Origin of the sequence: Algibacter sp., assembly GCF_039977455.1 — a bacterium.
Lineage (GTDB): Bacteria > Bacteroidota > Bacteroidia > Flavobacteriales > Flavobacteriaceae > Algibacter_B.
The window spans coordinates 310,535-331,321 of record NZ_JBDWDG010000022.1; the positions used below are offsets into that span (position 1 = coordinate 310,535).

A 20,787-nucleotide genomic window follows, 5' to 3' on the forward strand; every position below is an offset into this window, starting at 1 on the left:
TAAAATGCAAAAAACAGCTTGCGTTATTAGGTTAAATTCTTATATTGCAGCACCGAAATTATTATTAGCTTACTTAAAGGTATGAATATGAAAAAAGTAGTAGCATTCAAGATTTTGTTAGTTTTAGCACTAACAGTGGCTTCAACGAGTTGCAAAAAATCTTCGAGTTCAAAAAACAGCTCCAGAGCTACTGGATGGAACATCAACGACAGAGACGGTGGTTTCCAATACAATACAGACTTCAAAGAACAAGAAACCTCTCCTGGTTTAGTATTTGTTGAAGGTGGCACATTTACCAAAGGTCGAGTACAAGATGATGTTATGCATGATTGGAACAATAGCCCCAATCAACAGCATGTTCAATCATTTTACATGGATGAAACTGAGGTTACCAATGCTATGTACATGGAATACTTAGACTGGATTAAACGTGTTTACCCACCATCTGACGAAAATTTCAGAGCTATCTATCATGGTGCTTTACCCGATACATTAGTTTGGAGAAACCGTTTAGGATTTAACGAAGTCATGACGGATAATTATTTACGTCATCCTGGTTATGGTGAGTATCCTGTTGTTGGTGTGAGTTGGATTCAAGCTGTTGAGTTTGCTAACTGGCGTTCAGACCGTGTAAATGAGTACAACTTAGAAAAAGCTGGCTATATTAAGCGTGGTGCAAAAATTACAGATGTAGATTCAGAACAAACTTTTAGTACCGACACTTACATTAATGCGCCTACACTAACTTACGGTGGTAATGAAGAAATTATAAACGGTGATGGCCGAAGTAAGAGAAATGCTAGAACTGATGCAGATGGAAACCAAACGGGCATTTACGCTACCCGCGAAACAGGTATCATTTCACCAAAATATAGACTACCAACTGAAACGGAGTGGGAATATGCTGCTTTAGGATTAAGTGAAATTAGAAGCTACAATTTATACCGTGGTCGTAAAAAGTACCCGTGGGATGGACAATACACACGTTCTGGAAAACGAAAAATTCGTGGTGACCAAATGGCTAACTTTAAACAAGGTAAAGGTGATTACGGCGGTATTGCTGGATGGTCTGATGATGGAGCAGATATTACTAATGAAGTAAAATCTTATGAGCCGAATGATTTTGGCCTATACGATATGGCTGGTAATGTTGCCGAATGGGTTGCCGATGTATACAGACCAATAGTAGATGATGAGTTTAACGACTTTAACTACTATCGTGGTAACGTTTATACTAAAAACGCTTTAAATGAAGACGGAACAGTAAAGATTGTTACTTCTGATAATATAGTATACGATACTTTATCAAACGGAAAAGTTATTGCCAGAAATTTACCTGGCGAAATATTACAAGTTCCTGTTGATGAAAACGAAACATATTTACGTACCAATTTCGATAAGAGTAATGAGATAAACTTTAGAGATGGAGATAAACGTTCTTCACGTTACTTTGAAAGTTTTAATGATGATGAAGGTTCTGATGGCAAACAAACTTCTACAACTCGAAAAATGTACAACTCTCCTAAACATTCTATAACACGAGATTCTTTAGGAAATATTGTTAGAGAATACGACAAAGGAAACAACAGAACATCTTTAATTAATGATGAGGTAAGAGTTTACAAAGGTGGTTCTTGGAAAGACAGAGAGTATTGGTTGGACCCTGCACAGAGACGTTACTTCCCACAAGATATGGCAACAGATTACATTGGTTTTAGATGTGCTATGTCTAGAGTTGGATCGAAAAGTAAAGGAACACAGAAAAAGAAAAACTAAATTTTAGTTTTATTAAATAATAGATAAGTCCTAGCGTTAGTTAGGACTTTTTTATTTACATTTATTTAGGTAATTAAAAACACTTTTTTTTGAAACTAGCAGATTTACACACCCTATTTTTAGAATGCAACGCCGTATGCACAGATACCCGAAAAATTAAATTAGATGATTTATTTTTCGCTCTAAAAGGCGATAATTTTAACGGTAACAGTTATGCAGCTACCGCTATTAAAAGTGGTGCAAAATATGCTATAATAGACGAAGAGCAATACAAAACATCCAACAAAACAATTCTTGTTGAAAACGCATTAAAAACATTACAAGAGCTAGCCGCCTACCATAGAAACTATTTAAAAACTCCTATTATAGCATTAACAGGTAGTAATGGAAAAACAACAACCAAAGAATTAATTAATGCCGTATTATCTAAAAAATATAATACAACAGCAACAATTGGTAACTTAAACAACCATATTGGCGTACCGCTAACACTCTTATCTATGACAGCACATACCGAAATTGGCATTGTAGAAATGGGAGCAAATCATTTAAAAGAAATAGAATTTTTATGCAGTATAGCGCAACCAGATTATGGCTATATAACAAATTTTGGAAAAGCACACCTAGAAGGTTTTGGAGGTATCCAAGGTGTCATTGAAGGTAAAAGCGAGATGTATCATTATTTAAACACTAATGAGAAAACTGTTTTTGTTAACCTAAATGATTCTATTCAAAAAGAAAAAACACAAAACACTAAACGATACACTTTTGGGAACAAACCATACAAACCCGACGTTTATACCCATTTTACTGAAGCACAGCCTTTTGTAAAAGGCTTATATAACAACCTAGAAATTAATAGTCAACTTATTGGCGATTACAACTCTAACAACATAGCAGCTGCTATAACCATAGGACGTTTTTTTAAGGTTGACGACTTAGATATAAAACATGCCATAGAAAACTATGTACCTGCAAATAATCGTTCTCAAATAATAAAACAAGGTTCCAATAAAATTATTTTAGACGCCTATAATGCTAACCCTACAAGTATGCAAGCAGCTTTATTAAATTTTGAAAAACAAATTGGAAAAAAAGTGGCTATTCTTGGAGATATGTTTGAACTTGGAGACTCAGCCATTGAAGAACATCAAACTATAGCAAATTTAGCTCAATCGCTAAATATAGATCAAATCATATTTATCGGCGAAAACTTTTATCAATCTCAAGTTAACACCCCAAAAGCAATACAATTTAAATCCTTTAAAGCTTTTAAAGAAGCTTTTGATGTAGTTTCTATAAAAGATACAACAATCTTAATAAAGGGCTCTAGAGGTATGGCTTTAGAACGTACATTAAAACTTTTGCAATAAAATAAAAGTGCCAGTTTGAAAACTCCAAAACTGACACTTTTTTTTAATATAATTCTCCCTAAGAACTAATTAATAGCACTGTAAAGATGCATATTAAATTAGTATTCCACAATACTCAATTTGAGTATTACAGGATTTAAATAAGGATTTTATTCATTTTAAGCATCCCTATCAGTTCTCCTGTTGAAGAAATATTTAACTTTTTTAAAATATTTCTCCTATGCGTATCCACTGTATTTGCAGTAATCCCAAGCCTTTCGCTAATGGCTTTACTTGTGTAATTCAATATTAAAAGTCTTATAATATCTCGCTCTCTATTACTTATACGGTCTGAAATTAATTTTTGAGAAAAATTATTGAAATAAATAGTTTCATATTCATTCTTGCTATTCAACAATTTTGCCGAGGCGCTTACCTGCATTTCAATTTGACTAGATAATACCGTATAGTGCGCTAACCCAATTATAGGCTTATTATCACTATCAAACTCTAGAGGTGTTGTGTTTTGAATAATATTTACATAACTATCATTAGCATCCTTAAATCTATAATTCCAGGTATAACTAGCTCTAGATCTCTCATCAACAGATATTTTATCTAATGTAAACTTCATCAACTCATTTAAGGCATTAAGCCAAACCTTTAAATCTTCAGGATGAATTCTACTCCAAAAATACCGCATACCCAATGATTTTAAATCGTTGCTATCTATACCAAGACATGCTTTCATATTTTTACTAATGTACTCGAATGATAAGTTTTGAGTATTAGTAATACAGAAAAACGTAGAACTATATGGTAAATATACATCTAGTTCTATTATTTTCTCAATATGCTTTTCCAAAGCTGGATTATCGTGAGATTTAAATATTTCTTTATATGCATGTTTTATATTTACAGTATCCATATGGCGAAAGATTTCTTTAAAAGTAAAAAAAAACTTCAAAACCAATTAAGATTTACCTTATAAAAAAATAAGAATACTAAAGTTTTATATTATTATAAGGTAATTTGAGTAAAAAGCAGCATATCAGAATAAACTAGAAGTATAAATAAAAAATTAAAAAACTCAAGATGACATAAAACAAAAAATTCCGATTTGAAAATATCAAACCGGAATCTTAATAGTTGTGGGCGCGAAGGGATTCGAACCCCTGACCCCTTGGGTGTAAACCAAGTGCTCTGAACCAACTGAGCTACGCGCCCTATTCTTAAAAGCTATGTGCCTTTGTTATCGGTGTGCAAATATAAACTAGTTTTTAACATTGCAAAAACTTTTTTTAAAAAATTTTCAAATTATTTCTGCAACAACAAAAGTACTACCACCAATAAAAATAAAATCTTCATTTTTGGCAGCTTTTAAAGCAAACTTATAAGCTTCATTTACAGAACCATAAGCCTGCCCCTTCAAATTATAAGCCGCCATACTCTGTTTTAAAACCTGTTCACTTAATCCTCGAGAAATATTTGGTTTGCAAAAATAATATGTAGCATTTTTTGGCAATAAGTCTACTATAGTACTTAAATCTTTATCATTTACCACTCCAAAAACGATATGTAACGACTCAAAAACTTCATTTTTAAGCTGATCTACAACATAAGTTAGCCCTTCTTTATTATGCCCAGTATCGCAAACCACCTTTGGACTTGTATTTAAAATCTGCCAACGCCCAAGTAATCCGGTATTATTAACAACATTTAGCAAGCCTTCTTTCAAATTTCTATTTGTTATATCATACCCGATGCTTTGAAGCTCCTTAACAGTTTGAATAACTGTTTTAATATTCTTTGCTTGATAACTCCCAATCAAATCAGATTTTAAAACCTCAGCTTCCATTTGGTCTGCAAATACTATCTTAGAATTATGTTTTCGAGCTAGGTCTTTAAAAACCTTTTCAGTTTCTTGTTGCGTTTCTCCAATTACCACAGGTACATTTTTCTTAATAATACCACCTTTTTCAAAAGCTATTGCTTCTAGTGTATTCCCTAAAAACTGAGTATGATCTAAACCAATGTTTGTAATTACCGAAACCTCGGGTGTAATTATATTTGTTGAATCTAATCGACCTCCTAAACCAACCTCGACTATAGCAATATCAACTTTTTCTTGAGAAAAGTAATCGAATGCCATACCTACAGTCATTTCAAAAAAGGATAAACTATTAGCCTCGAAAAAAGTTTTATTCTGTTTTATAAAATCAACTACAAACTCCTCGCTAACTTCTTTACCATTTATTTTAATACGCTCTCTAAAGTCTTTTAAATGCGGAGAGGTATACAAACCTACTTTATAACCTGCTTCTTGCAGAACAGATGCTAACATGTGGCTAGTGGACCCCTTTCCGTTGGTGCCAGCAACATGAACGGACTTAAAATTATGATGCGGATTTTTTAAGTGATTTATAAGCAATACCGTATTGGATAAATCTACTTTATAAGCAGATTTGCCCTGGCGTTGATACATTGGAAGTTGCGAAAACATCCAATTAAGTGTATCTTGATATGTCATTTACTATTGGCTTAATTTGAAATTAACACTTACAAAACCAACTTGACGCGTTGGTGCTTTAGGATCTGAAGGCCATTTATGAGACATAGCTATTTTCTTTGCAGGTTCCAATAAACATGGTGCCGTATTAGTTGTACCTCTTTGTCCTGGTTCAGCAGAAACTACATTCCCACTTTGATTCACAATAATTTTAACTATAACCATCCCAGATTCATTACAATCTTGCTGCAACCTTTGAAAAGATGCTTTACCCCTACCATTTAAACCGTAGCCTACGCCTCCACTTCCAGTACCTTGACCGCCAAAGTAACTTGGCGCATAAGGATCTCCATCTAGCTGACCTTTATCGCCTGGTGAATTATCATTGCCTTCACTTCCCGTGTCTGATCCTTCCGATTTACTAACACCGCCAATTAAAGCATCAAGTTTTTTCTTTTTTTCTTCTTGTTCGCGTTTTTCTTTTGCTATTCTATCGGCCTCGGCCTTTGCTTTGGCATCTGCAATAGCTTTCGCTTTAGCTTCTGCCTTTGCTTTGGCATCTTCAATGGCTTTAGCTTTTGCATCGGCTTCTTTTTGCTTTTTAATAGCTATATCCTCTGCATTTTCTTGAGTAAGTACCTCTTCTTTAATTTCGGAGGTTTTTGCTAGAGCTGCAGGTTCTGGTTCTGCTTTTGAAACATCGGGTTGTGGTGGTTCCGGAATATCTAGAGGCTCAGACTTTACAGGTTTTAAAGGTTGAACGTTGCCCATACCTCTATATGAATTACCAAAATTAACAGCTACACCATACTCTTCTGGCGGATCCATATATTTTGTTCCAACCACAAAAAGCAACAACACAATTATAATCGCTATTAAAGCGGTTAGTTTGGCAGAATTCTTTTCATGTTTGGTTTTAAGCATGTTTTTTAATTTATGGTTTTACAGCTAACACAACTTTAAACTTATTTCTATTAGCTATATCCATTACTTTAACCACATTTTTTACCGGAACAGACTCCTCTGCCCTAAGCACAATTGTTGGCTGGTCTTGAGATGATAAAGCTGCTAAAAGCTCGTTCTCTAAGACGCTTTCACCAACACGTTTTTGGTCTATATAATAGGTTAAATCCTTTTTTATACTAACTGCAACAGACTTTTTATTTTCTGTTTTACCACTTGCTTTTGGTAATAAAATATCGATAGCATTTGTAGTTACTAAAGTTGAAGCAATCATAAAAAAGATAAGTAATAGAAATACAATATCCGTCATAGACGACATATTGAATTCTGGAGTAACTTTATTTCTTCCTCTAAAGTTCATACTATGTAGGTTCGTTTAGGTGATCTAAAAACTCTAATGAATTAGCCTCCATTTGGTATACCACTTTATCTGTTTTAACTACTAGGTGATTGTAAGCCATATACGCTACAATACCTACAATTAAACCAGCAACGGTTGTTGTCATTGCCGTATATAAACCACTTGCTAAAACATCCATTTGAATGGTTCCTCCTGCGTTGGCTAATTCGAATATAGCCAATATCATACCAACTACAGTACCAAGAAAACCAATCATTGGTGCTGCACCTGAAATGGTTGCTAGAATACTTACATTTTTTTCTAAACCATAAATCTCTAAACGACCTGCATTCTCCAAGGCTGTATTAATATCGGCTAATGGTTTTCCTATTCTAGTAATACCTTTACCAATTAATCTAGATACTGGAGTATTTTGTTGCACACATAGCATTTGTGCCGAATCTATTTTACCATTACTTACATGGTCTTTAATTTGATTCATAAAATTAGCATCCACTTGAGTTGCCGCTTTTATAGCAAAAATACGTTCGAAGTAAATATAAATAGCCGCCACAAGTAATAGAAATAAAATAGCAATTATAAGTTGTCCTGCTAGACCACCGCTACTTATTAATTCTATAATTGAAAGTGTTTTTTCAACAGACTCCGCATCGGTAACCACTTCTGAAGCGTCTTGAGTATTTTGTAATAATGTACTTAGCATATAATATTAATTTATTGCAAATGTATAACGTTTGGATTCTTATTAAAGTATAAAGAAACTTTTAATATGATACTTTGTTAATGATTTGATTGTTGTTGGCTTTGCGTTACGAATTGCTATGAAAGGCCTACAACACCTCATTTTTTTTGAGGTACGAGAACTTTAAACCTTTCGAATTCGCCCAAGACGGACTCCAGGCCCGACACTTTTGGTAACCTGCCTGCCGGCAGGCGCCCAAATATTATTATTTTAAAATAAAGTTCTTGTAAACATAAATGCTACTGCACCTACTAAGAACCCTATTAATGCTAACCAAGCTATCTTTTTTAAATACCAGAAAAAGTCAATTTTCTCCATTCCCATAGCAACAACACCTGCTGCAGAACCAATAATTAACATACTACCTCCTGTACCTGCAGAATAGGCTATAAAGTGCCATAACTCATTATCTATTGGCTCATGGAACATCCCTAAACTTGCTGCTACTAATGGCACATTATCGATAACTGCAGAACCTACACCTAATAATAAAACCACTAAATCTGAAACACCTGTATGACCTTCCATATGTAGCTCTGTTCCTAACATTGGCATAGAATCTTGTAAAGAACCTGCAAAATTGAATAGAATTCCTAAAGATTCTAAAGCAGCAACAGCCATTAAAATACCTAAGAAGAATAATATACTAGGTAATTCGATTTTAGATAATGAATAGTGTACAGGGCTATGGTGTGCGTGTGCATCACTTTCTTCTGAATCAAATTCGGTTAAACTAAATTTAGAGCTACTATAAATTTCTGCAAAAATAGCTACAACTCCTAAAGATAACATCATACCAACATAAGGAGGTAAATGTGTAACAACCTTAAATATTGGAACAAAAATAATAGCGCCTAAACCTAAGTATAGCATTCTACCACTGAATCTTGATTTCTTTTTTTCTACAACTTCTTCAACATCTAAATCGCCTTTAAACGCTGGTAAAAATGACGCGATAAAGGTTGGTACTGCCATACATAAAAATGATGGTAATAATAAATACCCAATTAAATGTCCTGTGGTTACTTTTTTACCAATCCAAAGCATGGTTGTAGTAACATCTCCAATTGGAGACCAAGCACCACCTGCATTAGCTGCAATAATGATTAAACCTGCATACCAAATACGAACGCTTCTGTCTTTTACTATTTTTTGAAGAATAGAAATTAATACAATGGTAGCCGTAAGGTTATCTATAATAGCTGATAAAATGAAGGCTAATATGGCAAAAATCCAAAGTATTTTACTTTTTTTCTTAGTTTTTATAAAGTCTTTAATTGTAGAGAAACCATCAAAGTAATCGATAATTTCAACAATGGTCATGGCTCCTAAAAGAAAGACCAAAATTTCTGAAGTTTTGCCTAAGTGATGCAATAATGTTTCTTCCATTAGGTGCATTTTTTCTTCACCAGCTAAACTTCCAAAATTCTCCATTAAGGAATGGTTTCCGGAATCGAACCATTGGGCAAACCCATCTATTCCTAAAGCAACTAACGCCCAACAAATCGCCATCATGACTAATGCCGGAATGAGTTTGTCTATTTTTATACTGTGCTCTAAAGTTATGGCTAAATAACCCATAACAAATACTAAGATAATTGCTGCTTCCATATATTACTTTTAATTAATTAGATTAGTTGATTCAGTGCAATTTGAAATGCGGTAGCACTAATTTCCGTTTTTGATGTATTACTATTATATACTTTCTGTATAGCTTCTTTTATTCTATTTGATGTATCATTAAAAATGGCTTCATCTGTCATTTGTACTTTACGCTCCATAAAATAAGCAAAAACCCTGGCCATACCACAGTTTGAAATAAAATCTGGAATTAAACTTACTTTATAATCGGTGTGTTCCATAATGGGTCCGAAGAAAATCTCCCTATCTGCGAAAGGAACATTTGCGCCACAAGATATAACTTCTAATCCACTATCTATCATTTCGTCTATTTGATGAATTGTGATAAGTCTTGAAGCTGCACAAGGTGCAAATATTTCGGTTTTTAACGACCATATTTTTTTATTAATCTCCTCAAAAGGAATTAAATTATTGGCAACCAAAGCATTTCCTTTTTTCGCCAAAAACAGTTCTGTTATTTCTTCAAAAGAAAAACCTTCTTCATTTATTAATCCACCTTCAATATCTATAATTCCTACAATTTTAGCCCCCATTTGAGACAAATAAAATGCGGCTGCTGCTCCTACATTACCAAACCCCTGAATTACAGCTCTTTTTCCTTTTACCGATCCACCGTAAATATTATAGTATTGTTTTACTGCTTCGGCTACACCAAAACCCGTAATCATATCTGCCACGGTATATTTTCTAGCTACACTTGGGGAGTACACCGGATTTTCAATAACTTTTATAACGCCTTGGCGAAGTTGCCCTATCCTATTTATTTTGTCGGCTTCGGTTGGTTTAAAATGCCCATTAAAAACACCTTCTTGCGGATGCCAAACACCACTTGCTTCGGTAATTGGGATAACCTCGTGGATTTCATCAACATTTAAATCGCCACCTGTACCATAATAACTTTTAAGTAAAGGCGATACAACAGCATACCAACGCTCTAAAACCCCCTTTTTTCTTGGGTCGTTAGGATCAAAATTAATTCCAGATTTTGCGCCACCAATAGCAGGACCAGAAACCGTAAATTTGATTTCCATTGTTTTTGCTAAAGATAAAACTTCGTTCATATCAAGACCTTTGCGCATTCGTGTTCCGCCACCTGCAGCCCCACCACGTAGTGAATTAATAACTACCCAGCCTTCAGCTTCGGTTTCAGAATCTTTCCAGTTAAAGATTATTTCTGGAGATTTATTTTCGTATTTTTTTAGTAATTTTTTCATTTATTTCTTAAGCTTATTCATAAATACAGGTTTCGTTTTTAAAATTAGAAGGTGTATTATGAGTAGCTATAATTGAGTCATAAAAAAAAATGATTTAAAAAAATATTACAACAAATATAAAAAACTAAAAATCCTTTAAGATTAAATTTGTATAAATTTTAAGGAAGAAATATTTTACCCGAACTATGGTTTTTTATAGCTCCCGTAACACTACTTAAACAATTCACTTCGTTTCTAAGTTTTAATATACCCAAAAACGCAAAAATAAGTGCCTCTTTAAATTCTACTAATTCTGGTGTTGGTATAATAATATCGACTCGTTTATTCGATTTTATTTTTGATATAATATAACTATTATAAGCACCACCACCGGTAACTAAAACTTTAGAATCTTTTTGTAAAACTCGAGCTATTTGCTGCGCTATATGGTCGGAAAATGTTCTTAAAACATCCTTTTCTTTAAGTTTTAAAGCCTCTAAAAGAGGGAATATATTTTTATTGACCCATTCTAACCCTAATGATTTTGGTGGTTTTTCTTTATAAAACCCCAAAGCATTCAATTGACTTCCTAATGCTAATAAATGCGTTCCTGAGGCTGCAATTTGGCCGCCATCATCATAATCGAAACCTAATTGTTTGGCATATTTATTAAGCACAATATTAACCGGACAAATATCGTAAGCAATACGAGCCTCATTTAAATCCATCGAAATATTTGCAAAGCCACCTAAATTTAAACAATAATCATAATCAGAAAATAATAATTGATCTCCAATAGGCACTAAAGGCGCACCTTGACCTCCAAGTTCTACATCTTGCACTCTAAAATCGCAAACTACAGTTTCACTTAGCATATCTGCTAGAAAAGGCAAATTACCTATTTGATAGGTTAATTTATTTTCTGGTTGATGTAAGGCTGTATGACCATGCGAACATATAGCATCAATATTTGTAATTTGGTGTTTATTAATAAATTCTTGTATTACACCACCCAAATACTTTGTATAATCAACATCAATGGTTTTTAATTCATCTAAAGACTTCGTAATTAAATCTTTCAATATGGCGTACCAATGCGAGGAATATGCTATCGTTTCAGTGTTTAAAATCTTAAAATCCCAACGGTCGGTAAAACTAAAGGTAGCATAAACCAAGTCTATACCATCTAATGATGTGCCAGACATCACTCCAATAACACAATATTCATCCTTTATCATAGAAGGTAAAAATAATCATCTTAAATAAATATAAAAAAGAATAAGGAGTTGAAATTGAACTAATATTATTTTAAGTATTCATATTAAAAAAACTATATTTACAAATAATACTTACAAAAACAACACTTTAATTACGAAATATGGATTTTAGTCTTTCAGAGGAACACATAATGATTCGCGATGCAGCTCGGGATTTTGCCAAAACAGAATTACTCCCTGGAGTTATAGATCGCGATAATAAACAGGAATTCCCTCAAGAACTCGTAAAAAAAATGGGCGACTTAGGATTTCTAGGTATTATGGTAGATCCAAAATACGGCGGTAGCGGAATGGATGCTGTTTCTTATGTCCTTATAATGGAAGAATTATCTAAAGTAGATGCCTCGGCCTCTGTAATTGTTTCGGTAAACAACTCCTTAGTTTGCTATGGCTTAGAAGCTTATGGAAACGAAGAGCAAAAAGAAAAATACTTAACAAAATTAGCAACCGGCGAGTTTTTAGGTGCTTTTTGTTTAAGCGAACCCGAAGCAGGAAGCGATGCCACCTCGCAACGCACAACAGCTATAAATAAAGGCGATCATTATATATTAAACGGCACAAAAAATTGGATAACAAACGGTGGTCGTGCCGATGTTTACTTGGTTATTGCTCAAACCGATAGAGATAAAGGCTCACACGGCATCAATGCTTTTATTGTCGAAAAAGGCACAAAAGGTTTCGATATTGGCCCAAAAGAAGACAAATTAGGAATTCGCGGAAGCGACACGCACACCCTTCAATTTAACGATGTAAAAGTCCCTAAAGAAAACAGAATTGGTGCAAACGGTTCCGGATTCCGATTCGCCATGAAAACCCTTTCCGGAGGGCGTATTGGTATAGCAGCACAAGCCTTAGGTATCGCTTCTGGTGCTTACGAGTTAGCTCTAAAATATTCAAAAGAGCGTAAAGCCTTTGGAACAGAAATTTGTAACCACCAAGCCATAGCCTTTAAATTAGCAGATATGTACACCGATATTGAAGCCGCACGCATGATGGTAATGAAAGCTGCTTGGGACAAAGACCAAGGTAATAATTACGACAAATCTAGCGCCATGGCCAAATTATATGCATCAAAAGTCGCTATGGAACACACCGTAGAAGCCGTACAAATACACGGTGGTAATGGTTTTGTAAAAGAGTACCATGTAGAACGCCTTATGCGCGATGCTAAAATCACACAGATATACGAGGGCACTTCAGAAATTCAAAAAATAGTAATTTCTCGTAGCCTAATAAAAGAGTAATTTCATCCATAAAACAGAAATCGTTTAAAAATCGCCAAAAAATATAAACCATATTTTTTGGCGATTTTTGTTAAGTAATCCTAAACTTTCCGACTTAATAAATTAGATTTCTATCTTTAGCCAAAAATAACTATGAGCAAAACATACTACGACCCCGCAGACCTCAGAAAATTTGGAAAAATAACCGAATGGAATGAAGAACTTGGAAATAAATTTTTCGAATATTACGGTAAAGTTTTTGAAGACGGTGCACTTACCGCTCGCGAAAAATCGCTTATTGCATTAGCCGTAGCCCATACCGAGCAATGCCCGTATTGCATAGACGCCTATACTAAAGACGGTTTACAACGCGGCGTTACCAAAGAAGAAATGATGGAAGCCATACACGTAGGCGCAGCCATAAAAAGTGGCGCAACCCTAGTACATGGCGTTCAAATGATGAATAAAGTAAACAAATTAGACGGGTAGTTTTTTTTGGCGCTACCACAAGGGTCGGGCTTTCACTACTCGCTCCCTTCCGTTGGCCGGGGAGCTCAAACAAACCGTTCAATCCCTAGCGCAACTATCCGCCAAGTGCTGTTTTCAAAAAGCAAACAGCATCTTAATTTATAAAAAGTATTAATGACAACAAAGTCCCTAAAAAAACGCGAAAGCGACTTAGCAAATAGCAATAGGCAGTTAGATATTCTATCTAACGGTGTATTTAAAAACGGAGAATTACCAACCTTTAAAAATAAAATTTCCGAAACTAATCAGTTTCCCTTAAAAGCTAAGAAACTTGAAATTCTGCAAATAAACGTAGGCTACATGTGTAATCAAGTCTGCGACCACTGCCATGTCGATGCTGGTCCAGACCGTAAAGAAATTATGACCCGCGACACCATGCGTGAATGTTTAGAGGTTATCAAAAATACAGGTGCACACACTTTAGATTTAACTGGTGGAGCTCCAGAAATGAATCCAGATTTCCGTTGGTTTGTCGAGGAGGCTGCCAAAGCAGGTATTAAAGATTTTATTGTTCGCTCTAACCTAACAATTATTCGTGCCAATAAAAAATATTACGATTTACCAGAGTTTTTTAAAAAACACAATGTACATGTGGTAAGTTCTATGCCACACTGGACTCGTGGAAAAACCGATAAACAACGTGGCAATGGTGTTTTCGATAAATCTATAAAAGCACTGCAAGATTTAAATGCCATTGGTTACGGTATGCCAGACAGCAAATTAAAACTCGATTTAGTTTACAATCCATCAGGTGCGTTTTTACCTGGCGACCAAGCTGCCATGGAAAAAGATTTTAAAAAAGCATTACTAGAAGATTTTGGTATTAGGTTTCACCATCTTTTTGCCATTACCAATTTACCTATTGCACGTTTTTTAGACTATTTAATAGCCTCAGAAAACTACGAAGATTATATGTATTCGTTAGTTGAAGCCTATAATCCTTCAGCAGTAAAAAACGTTATGTGTACCAATACACTATCTATTAGTTGGGATGGCTATTTATTTGATTGTGATTTTAATCAAATGTTGGGTTTACCTGTAAATAGTAAAGCTAAACACATTTCAGAATACAACGAAGCATTATTAGAAGGACGAAACATTGTGATTTCTCAACATTGCTACGGGTGTACCGCTGGTGCTGGAAGTAGTTGCCAAGGTGTCGTAGCATAATTTAAAAAGCAATCCATATTTAGTATTGAATAACAAAACCGCCATATTAATTTTTGCTAATTCTGCCGAAAAAGAAATTGTTTCAAAACCTTTCTCATCAAAACACTTGTACGAGGTTTTAAATTCTCAAACAGTAAAAATTGCAAAAAAATCAGGCTTAGCATATTTTGTATATTCCGAACATCAGCAAGTTGGATTTTCATTTGGCGAGCGCTTTACAAACGCTATTCAATCTGTTTTCAACAAAGGTTTCAAGCAAGTTATAACCGTAGGCAACGACACACCACATTTAAGAACCAAGCATCTTTTAAAAACAGTAGAAAAGCTTGAAACAAACTCTATTGTTTTAGGACCTTCAACCGATGGTGGTTTCTATTTAATGGGGATTAAAAAGTCAGTGTTTAACAAAAACACATATTCAAAACTGCCGTGGCAAACTTCAAGTTTAAACAGAAGCATTTTAAAATTGTCGGCTTTAAAAAATATTGATATTTACTATTTAGAGGTTTTAACAGATATTGATTCAGTATCAGACATCAATATGGTTTTAAATAGTTTTAAAGCAATATCAACAACCATAAAATCTATTTTATTACAATCAATTCCCTTTGTAAACTCTATTACTTCTTACCAATATTTAGCATTAAAAAACTTCAGTATTCATTTTCAATTTAACAAAGGGTCACCCCTACCGCTTCACATTTAGTTTTAATCCTTCTATGGATTAAAGTCAATACAATTACGCTTTCCCTAAAAACAAAGCAAATTATAGAATTTCGACAAGGGCACCTTTCCCAAAATGCAAGCCCCATTAAACACCAAACTATATTGAGTCTGTTAGTTAACAAATACAGCATAAACAGACTAGCTATGATAGAATTAATAAAATAGTAATGGAAACAATTACAATTCAATGGTTATTAATTATCGTATCTAGTTTGATACTATTTTTTATATCGCCATTCGCTAAATCTACCAATCAATTTTTTAGAGCTACTAAAGTTAAGAAGTCTCCCAACACCTTAGTTTTAACTGGGAGTCTAATAATTTCCTGGATTTTTGCCAAAAGTATTACCAACGCAGCAAACTTAGGATTAGATTACGGTATTGTTGGTGGTGTCGCCTACGCGGGCTACTATTTATCCTTTGCTGTTGCAGGTGTTATAATATATAAACTACGCACTAAAGGGGGCTTTACAAGCATTCATGAATTTTTAACTTCCAAATTTGGAAAAGGCGCCATGGCTTTGTTCTCTATATTGATTGCTATTCGTTTATTTAACGAGGTTTGGAGCAACACCATGGTTATTGGTAGTTATTTTGGCGAAACAGGTAGCAAACCCTATTATTGGTCCATTATATTATTTACAACCTTAACTTTAGCTTATGCCATAAAAGGCGGTTTAAGTAGTTCTATTTTTACCGACATTATTCAAATGGGATTATTTACAATCTTACTAATTATTATTTTAAGCACAGTTTTTTCTGTTAACACTTTCGGCACTTACGATGTTTTAACCTCTGGAACATGGAATTTCGACCTTGGTCTAAACTTATTTTTTGCAGCTTTAATTCAGTCTTTCAGTTATCCTTTTCACGATCCCGTTTTAACAGATAGAGCTTTTATTAGTTCTCCAAAAGTCACCCGAAAAAGTTTTCTTCTTGCAAGTATGTTAGGAGCCATTTGCATTATCCTTTTTTCCTTTATTGGTATTTATGCACAAACACAAGGCATGAAAGGACAAGCTGCCGTAGAAGTTGGAAAAGCTTTTGGAGTAGTTATTTTATTAGCTATTAATTTTATTATGATAACCTCGGCGGCCTCAACCTTAGACTCCACATTTTCATCCTTTTCAAAATTATTGGCTATCGATTTAAACCTAGGTAAAAATCTAACTTTTGGCAGAGCCTCAATGGTTGTAATTGCTATATTGGGAACACTTCCTATTTTTCTTGATGCCGAAATATTATCGGCTACTACAATTTCAGGAACCATGGTTATTGGCTTAACTCCTGTTTTTGTTTTTTGGAATATCAAGGTGCCTAAAATCAGTTTTTATTTAAGTATTATTTGCGGCATACTATTTGGGTTTGTTTTAGTTTTTAAACTATTCCCTGAAGTCCTCATTTTCACAAAAGGAAAATATGCCGATTTACTATGGGTAAATGCTTGGGGCATTTTAAGTTGCATCATTTTATATTTAACACCAAAATGGATAAAAAGATAGAACATCTAGGACAACTTTCAGGCAAAATATTACTATTTGGTGGTGTTTACAGTAACCTTCAAGCCTTAGAAGCTTTAAAGCAAGTTGCAGAATATGAAAATATAAATCCAGAAAACTGTATTTGTACGGGAGATATTGTTGGCTATTGCGCACAACCAGAAGAAACAGTACAATTATTCAAAAATTGGAATCCTAATAGTATTGCTGGAAATGTAGAAATACAGTTAAGTGAAGGCGCCGAAGATTGTGGATGCGATTTTATAAAAGGTTCTAGGTGCGACGGGTTTTCACAACAATGGTATCCGTATGCACAAAGCTTATTATCTCAAGACGCTTTAGCTTTTTTAAAAAAATTACCAGACCACCTAACCTTTAATTACGCCGATAAAAAAGTAATGGTTGTTCATGGTTCGTACTTTAATACTTCCGAATTTATTTTTAAATCGACACCATGGAAAACAAAAGCAATAAATTTTAATATAGACCAACATGATGTTATTATTGCTGGCCATTGCGGACTACCATTTAACCATGAAAAAAACAACAAACTATGGTTAAACCCTGGCGTTATTGGTATGCCTGCAAACGATGGCAACCAATCCGTTTGGTACGCTATTTTAGACGATAAAACCGGTAATCTTGAATATAAACACCATACATTAACCTACAATTACAGATTAACAAATAAATTGTTGCAAAACGGTTTGCTTCCTAAAGAATATGCTAGAACCATTGTTACGGGCATTTGGGATAATAACGAAATTTTACCAGCCATGGAAAGCGGATTACAAGGATTCGGAATAAATCTGTAATTTTATTAAATCTATTAAGACTAAAAAACACATGAAAATCACGGTTTTAATTTTGGTATTACTATGTAGTTGTCAAGTATTTGCTCAAAAATCAATTGACAAATTATTAGCAAAATATAATGATAATAGCATTCCTTACATCACACCTCAAGAATTAGCAATGCCAAAAACAAATGTTGTTTTATTGGATTCTAGAGAATTAAAAGAATATGAAACCAGCCATTTAAAAAATGCAATTCATGTAGGGTACGACCATTTTGAAATAAATAAAGTTAAAGAAATAATACCTGATAAAAATGTAGAAATAGTTGTGTACTGTTCCGTCGGAATTCGGTCTGAGTCTATTGGAGATAGCCTTAAAAAAGCAGGATACACACATGTACAAAATCTTTATGGTGGCATTTTTGAATGGAAAAGTAATGACTTTCCGGTTTATAATTCCATTGAAAAGGAAACAGATAGCATTCATACTTTTAATAAAGTTTGGAGCAAATGGTTAAAAAAAGGCATAAAAGTTTATGAATAAAGAATTAGTTATCGTTTTTGTAAAAAACATAAAATTAGGCAAGGTAAAAACTAGGCTTGCAAAAACCATTGGCAACCAAGGCGCTTTTGATGTTTATACCGAATTGGTTGGCGTTACCGAAAAAGCAACACAACAACTAAAGGCCGATAAGCGTATTTATTTTTCCGAATCCATTGTTGAACACCAATGGAATTCCCAAGAAAAATTTGTGCAAGAAGGTGCAGATTTAGGCGAACGCATGAAAAATGCTTTTATAGAAGGCTTTAAAGATGGTTACCATCGTATTGTTTTAATAGGCTCCGATTTACCTGACATTACAGCAAAACACATAAATAAAGGTCTAGAGGCCTTAATACAACATGATCTTGTTTTTGGACCTGCCGAAGATGGCGGATACTATTTAGTAGGCTTATCCAAACCACACCTATTTGTTTTTAAAAATAAACCTTGGAGCGAAACCCATTTACTAGAAGAAACGCTTTACGAAATAAAAGAAAAACAAGTTACATTTACTACCTTAGATACTTTAAATGACATTGATAATTTTGAAGATTTAATTGCTTCAGAGTTTTATCAGTCCAATACAGAATTACAAGAAAAAATTAAACAACTACATGATTAAAAGAATTTAAACATGATAAAACTAATAGAAGAAACAGTAGACTACTTAAAAGATAAAGGATTCGATAAACCAGAAATAGGTATTATTTTAGGCACCGGTTTAGGGCAACTTATTAATGACGTCGAAATAATTAAAGAGGTAAGCTACAACCACATTCCTAATTTCCCAACAGCCACCGTCGAGTTTCATAAAGGAAAACTTATATACGGCATAATGGGCGGAAAAAAAGTAATAGTCATGCAAGGCCGTTTTCATCTTTACGAGGGCTACTCTTTACAAGACGTTACCTACCCGGTTCGTATTATGGAAAAATTAGGAATTCATACCTTATTAGTTTCAAATGCTTCTGGTGCCATAAATCTCAACTTTAAAAAAGGCGAATTAATGCTTATTGAAGACCATATAAATCTCCAAGGCAGCTCTCCTTTAGCATTTAAAGGTGTTGGTCTTTTAGGCGAGCGTTTTGCGGATATGAGTGCGCCTTATGATGCCTCTATAAATTCTAAATTTAAATCTATTGCAGCCCAAAACAATATAAAATTACACGAAGGAGTATATGCAAGCGTTGTTGGCCCACAATTAGAAACTAGAGCCGAATATCGCATGTTGAAAATTATAGGTGCAGATGCTGTTGGAATGAGTACGGTTCCAGAAATAATAGTTGCCAATCATTTAAATTTAAAAGCAGCTGCGGTTTCCGTTTTAACAGACGAATGCGACCCAGATAACCTTGCTCCGGTAGATATTGCAGAAATAATAGCAATGGCTGGGAAAGCGGAACCTAATATGGTTACACTTTTTAAAGAATTAATAAAAACAATTTAAAAAAACTGGCAGTAAGCAGTATCCAATTATACATGTGCTGACTCCTAATAACTAATTACTAATAAAATGAGCACATACCTAGAAACCACCCACAACCTTTATAAGGAAGCAGCACTAACACCAGATGTTGGCTTATGTTGTACCACAAATCCTATTTGGGAATTACCAGGATTAAATATTCCAAAAATTATGCAAGAAATGAATTATGGTTGTGGTTCTACGGTGCATGCTCGTGATTTAACTAATAATCCAAAAATGCTTTATGTTGGTGTTGGCGGAGGCATGGAACTTTTACAATTCTCATATTTCAATCGTCAAAAAGGTGGCGTTGTTGGTATTGATGTTGTTGATGAAATGCTAGAAGCTTCAAGAAAAAACTTTAAAAAAGCAGAGGCAGAAAACGATTGGTTTAAAAGCGAATTTGTAGATCTAATAAAAGGAGATGCAATGAATTTACCTGTTGAAGATAATAGTATTGATGTTGCTGCTCAAAATTGTTTATTCAATATTTTTAAAGCTGATGATTTAAAGAAAGCTATCGAGGAAATGTACCGCGTATTAAAACCACACGGTAAATTAGTAATGAGCGACCCTACTTGCGAACAGCCAATGAATGACACTTTACGTAACGACGAACGTTTACGTGCTTTATGCTTAAGCGGGAGTTTACCAATAAAAGACTATGTAAAAGCTCTAACAGACGCTGGTTTTGGAACTATTGAAATTCGTGCTCGTAAACCCTACCGAATTTTGGATCCTAAAAACTATCCTACTGATGAGTTAATTTATATTGAGTCCATTGAAGTTGCAGCTATAAAAGACCCAATGCCAGAAGATGGCCCTTGTGTTTTTACCGGAAAAGCAGCCATTTATTATGGTTCTGAAGCTTATTTTGATGACAAAAAAGGACATGTTTTAGTAAAAAATCAACCTTTAGCTATTTGCGATAAAACCGCAGAAGCTTTATTGGCACTAAATAGAGACGATATTTACGTTTCAGAATCTACATTTCATTATGATGGCGGAGGCTGTTGTTAAT

20 protein-coding genes and 1 tRNA gene are annotated in these 20,787 nt (G+C 34.2%); 12 read left to right on the forward strand and 9 right to left on the reverse strand.

The window, feature by feature from the left end:
• Positions 1-81: 81 nt before the first annotated feature.
• A complete protein-coding gene (gldJ, locus tag ABJM36_RS10270; RefSeq protein WP_348451357.1) occupies positions 82-1,776 on the forward strand; it encodes a gliding motility lipoprotein GldJ in 1,695 nt (564 codons plus the stop codon).
• A gap of 89 nt (positions 1,777-1,865) precedes the next feature.
• Positions 1,866-3,149 carry a UDP-N-acetylmuramoyl-tripeptide--D-alanyl-D-alanine ligase gene (murF, locus tag ABJM36_RS10275; RefSeq protein WP_348451358.1) on the forward strand — a complete coding sequence of 428 codons (1,284 nt, stop codon included), beginning with the start codon at positions 1,866-1,868 and terminating at the stop codon, positions 3,147-3,149.
• Between the two features lie 136 nt (positions 3,150-3,285).
• Here the strand turns inward: murF and ABJM36_RS10280 are convergent, their stop codons facing one another.
• The 9 genes from ABJM36_RS10280 to ABJM36_RS10320 all read right to left on the reverse strand — a co-directional run bounded on the left by ABJM36_RS10280 (position 3,286) and on the right by ABJM36_RS10320 (position 11,775).
• Positions 3,286-4,056 carry a LuxR C-terminal-related transcriptional regulator gene (locus tag ABJM36_RS10280; protein WP_348451359.1) on the reverse strand — a complete coding sequence of 257 codons (771 nt, stop codon included), beginning with the start codon at positions 4,054-4,056 and terminating at the stop codon, positions 3,286-3,288.
• 224 nt (positions 4,057-4,280) lie between these two features.
• Positions 4,281-4,355, reverse strand: a tRNA-Val gene (locus ABJM36_RS10285).
• Between the two features lie 85 nt (positions 4,356-4,440).
• The gene (locus ABJM36_RS10290) at positions 4,441-5,658 is read right to left on the reverse strand and encodes a folylpolyglutamate synthase/dihydrofolate synthase family protein (protein ID WP_348451360.1); all 1,218 of its coding nucleotides are present in this window, start codon (positions 5,656-5,658) and stop codon (positions 4,441-4,443) included.
• A gap of 3 nt (positions 5,659-5,661) precedes the next feature.
• The gene (locus tag ABJM36_RS10295) at positions 5,662-6,561 is read right to left on the reverse strand and encodes an energy transducer TonB (RefSeq protein WP_348451361.1); all 900 of its coding nucleotides are present in this window, start codon (positions 6,559-6,561) and stop codon (positions 5,662-5,664) included.
• 10 nt (positions 6,562-6,571) lie between these two features.
• Positions 6,572-6,961, reverse strand: a complete 390-nt coding sequence (locus ABJM36_RS10300) for a biopolymer transporter ExbD (protein WP_144115442.1) — start codon at positions 6,959-6,961, stop codon at positions 6,572-6,574.
• Between the two features lies 1 nt (position 6,962).
• Positions 6,963-7,664 (reverse strand): MotA/TolQ/ExbB proton channel family protein, encoded by a 702-nt coding sequence (locus tag ABJM36_RS10305; RefSeq protein ID WP_348451362.1) that lies wholly within the window; start codon positions 7,662-7,664, stop codon positions 6,963-6,965.
• A 249-nt stretch (positions 7,665-7,913) separates the two neighbouring features.
• Complete coding sequence (gene nhaD / locus ABJM36_RS10310) at positions 7,914-9,314, reverse strand: sodium:proton antiporter NhaD (RefSeq protein ID WP_348451363.1); 1,401 nt, start codon at positions 9,312-9,314, stop codon at positions 7,914-7,916.
• A gap of 17 nt (positions 9,315-9,331) precedes the next feature.
• A complete protein-coding gene (locus ABJM36_RS10315) occupies positions 9,332-10,558 on the reverse strand; it encodes a Glu/Leu/Phe/Val dehydrogenase dimerization domain-containing protein (RefSeq protein WP_348451364.1) in 1,227 nt (408 codons plus the stop codon).
• 158 nt (positions 10,559-10,716) lie between these two features.
• Positions 10,717-11,775, reverse strand: coding sequence for an anhydro-N-acetylmuramic acid kinase (locus ABJM36_RS10320; RefSeq protein ID WP_348451365.1), 1,059 nt, complete (start codon positions 11,773-11,775; stop codon positions 10,717-10,719).
• 140 nt (positions 11,776-11,915) lie between these two features.
• Between ABJM36_RS10320 and ABJM36_RS10325 the strand changes: the two genes are divergently transcribed.
• The 10 genes from ABJM36_RS10325 (at position 11,916) to arsM (ending at position 20,786) form a co-directional block, all read left to right on the forward strand.
• Entirely contained in the window at positions 11,916-13,058 is a 1,143-nt protein-coding gene (locus tag ABJM36_RS10325) for an acyl-CoA dehydrogenase (protein ID WP_348451366.1), read from the forward strand.
• Positions 13,059-13,190: 132 nt separating this feature from the next.
• Positions 13,191-13,526 carry an arsenosugar biosynthesis-associated peroxidase-like protein gene (locus tag ABJM36_RS10330; RefSeq protein WP_092847926.1) on the forward strand — a complete coding sequence of 112 codons (336 nt, stop codon included), beginning with the start codon at positions 13,191-13,193 and terminating at the stop codon, positions 13,524-13,526.
• A 153-nt stretch (positions 13,527-13,679) separates the two neighbouring features.
• Positions 13,680-14,735, forward strand: a complete 1,056-nt coding sequence (gene arsS / locus ABJM36_RS10335) for an arsenosugar biosynthesis radical SAM (seleno)protein ArsS (protein ID WP_348451367.1) — start codon at positions 13,680-13,682, stop codon at positions 14,733-14,735.
• Between the two features lie 25 nt (positions 14,736-14,760).
• Entirely contained in the window at positions 14,761-15,441 is a 681-nt protein-coding gene (locus ABJM36_RS10340) for a DUF2064 domain-containing protein (protein ID WP_348451368.1), read from the forward strand.
• Between the two features lie 187 nt (positions 15,442-15,628).
• Entirely contained in the window at positions 15,629-16,963 is a 1,335-nt protein-coding gene (locus ABJM36_RS10345; protein ID WP_348451369.1) for a sodium:solute symporter, read from the forward strand.
• Complete coding sequence (locus tag ABJM36_RS10350) at positions 16,948-17,775, forward strand: metallophosphoesterase family protein (RefSeq protein WP_348451370.1); 828 nt, start codon at positions 16,948-16,950, stop codon at positions 17,773-17,775. Before ABJM36_RS10345 ends, ABJM36_RS10350 begins: the two co-directional genes overlap by 16 nt.
• Before the next feature lie 31 nt (positions 17,776-17,806).
• A complete protein-coding gene (locus ABJM36_RS10355; protein WP_348451371.1) occupies positions 17,807-18,301 on the forward strand; it encodes a rhodanese-like domain-containing protein in 495 nt (164 codons plus the stop codon).
• The gene (locus tag ABJM36_RS10360; protein WP_348451372.1) at positions 18,294-18,923 is read left to right on the forward strand and encodes a TIGR04282 family arsenosugar biosynthesis glycosyltransferase; all 630 of its coding nucleotides are present in this window, start codon (positions 18,294-18,296) and stop codon (positions 18,921-18,923) included. Before ABJM36_RS10355 ends, ABJM36_RS10360 begins: the two co-directional genes overlap by 8 nt.
• A 12-nt stretch (positions 18,924-18,935) precedes the next feature.
• The gene (locus ABJM36_RS10365) at positions 18,936-19,748 is read left to right on the forward strand and encodes a purine-nucleoside phosphorylase (RefSeq protein WP_348451373.1); all 813 of its coding nucleotides are present in this window, start codon (positions 18,936-18,938) and stop codon (positions 19,746-19,748) included.
• A 66-nt stretch (positions 19,749-19,814) separates the two neighbouring features.
• Positions 19,815-20,786 (forward strand): arsenosugar biosynthesis arsenite methyltransferase ArsM, encoded by a 972-nt coding sequence (gene arsM / locus ABJM36_RS10370; protein WP_348451374.1) that lies wholly within the window; start codon positions 19,815-19,817, stop codon positions 20,784-20,786.
• Position 20,787: the final 1 nt, after the last annotated feature.

What these genes read in the sequence shown, in the direction of transcription:
- gldJ (WP_348451357.1), top strand. Translation starts at nt 82, where the DNA reads ATGAATATGAAAAAAGTAGTAGCATTCAAGATTTTGTTAGTTTTAGCA.
- ABJM36_RS10280 (WP_348451359.1), bottom strand. Translation starts at nt 4,056, where the DNA reads ATGGATACTGTAAATATAAAACATGCATATAAAGAAATATTTAAATCT.
- ABJM36_RS10290 (WP_348451360.1), bottom strand. Translation starts at nt 5,658, where the DNA reads ATGACATATCAAGATACACTTAATTGGATGTTTTCGCAACTTCCAATG.
- ABJM36_RS10295 (WP_348451361.1), bottom strand. Translation starts at nt 6,561, where the DNA reads ATGCTTAAAACCAAACATGAAAAGAATTCTGCCAAACTAACCGCTTTA.
- ABJM36_RS10300 (WP_144115442.1), bottom strand. Translation starts at nt 6,961, where the DNA reads ATGAACTTTAGAGGAAGAAATAAAGTTACTCCAGAATTCAATATGTCG.
- ABJM36_RS10305 (WP_348451362.1), bottom strand. Translation starts at nt 7,664, where the DNA reads ATGCTAAGTACATTATTACAAAATACTCAAGACGCTTCAGAAGTGGTT.
- nhaD (WP_348451363.1), bottom strand. Translation starts at nt 9,314, where the DNA reads ATGGAAGCAGCAATTATCTTAGTATTTGTTATGGGTTATTTAGCCATA.
- ABJM36_RS10315 (WP_348451364.1), bottom strand. Translation starts at nt 10,558, where the DNA reads ATGAAAAAATTACTAAAAAAATACGAAAATAAATCTCCAGAAATAATC.
- ABJM36_RS10320 (WP_348451365.1), bottom strand. Translation starts at nt 11,775, where the DNA reads ATGATAAAGGATGAATATTGTGTTATTGGAGTGATGTCTGGCACATCA.
- ABJM36_RS10325 (WP_348451366.1), top strand. Translation starts at nt 11,916, where the DNA reads ATGGATTTTAGTCTTTCAGAGGAACACATAATGATTCGCGATGCAGCT.
- ABJM36_RS10330 (WP_092847926.1), top strand. Translation starts at nt 13,191, where the DNA reads ATGAGCAAAACATACTACGACCCCGCAGACCTCAGAAAATTTGGAAAA.
- arsS (WP_348451367.1), top strand. Translation starts at nt 13,680, where the DNA reads ATGACAACAAAGTCCCTAAAAAAACGCGAAAGCGACTTAGCAAATAGC.
- ABJM36_RS10345 (WP_348451369.1), top strand. Translation starts at nt 15,629, where the DNA reads ATGGAAACAATTACAATTCAATGGTTATTAATTATCGTATCTAGTTTG.
- ABJM36_RS10350 (WP_348451370.1), top strand. Translation starts at nt 16,948, where the DNA reads ATGGATAAAAAGATAGAACATCTAGGACAACTTTCAGGCAAAATATTA.
- ABJM36_RS10355 (WP_348451371.1), top strand. Translation starts at nt 17,807, where the DNA reads ATGAAAATCACGGTTTTAATTTTGGTATTACTATGTAGTTGTCAAGTA.
- ABJM36_RS10360 (WP_348451372.1), top strand. Translation starts at nt 18,294, where the DNA reads ATGAATAAAGAATTAGTTATCGTTTTTGTAAAAAACATAAAATTAGGC.
- ABJM36_RS10365 (WP_348451373.1), top strand. Translation starts at nt 18,936, where the DNA reads ATGATAAAACTAATAGAAGAAACAGTAGACTACTTAAAAGATAAAGGA.
- arsM (WP_348451374.1), top strand. Translation starts at nt 19,815, where the DNA reads ATGAGCACATACCTAGAAACCACCCACAACCTTTATAAGGAAGCAGCA.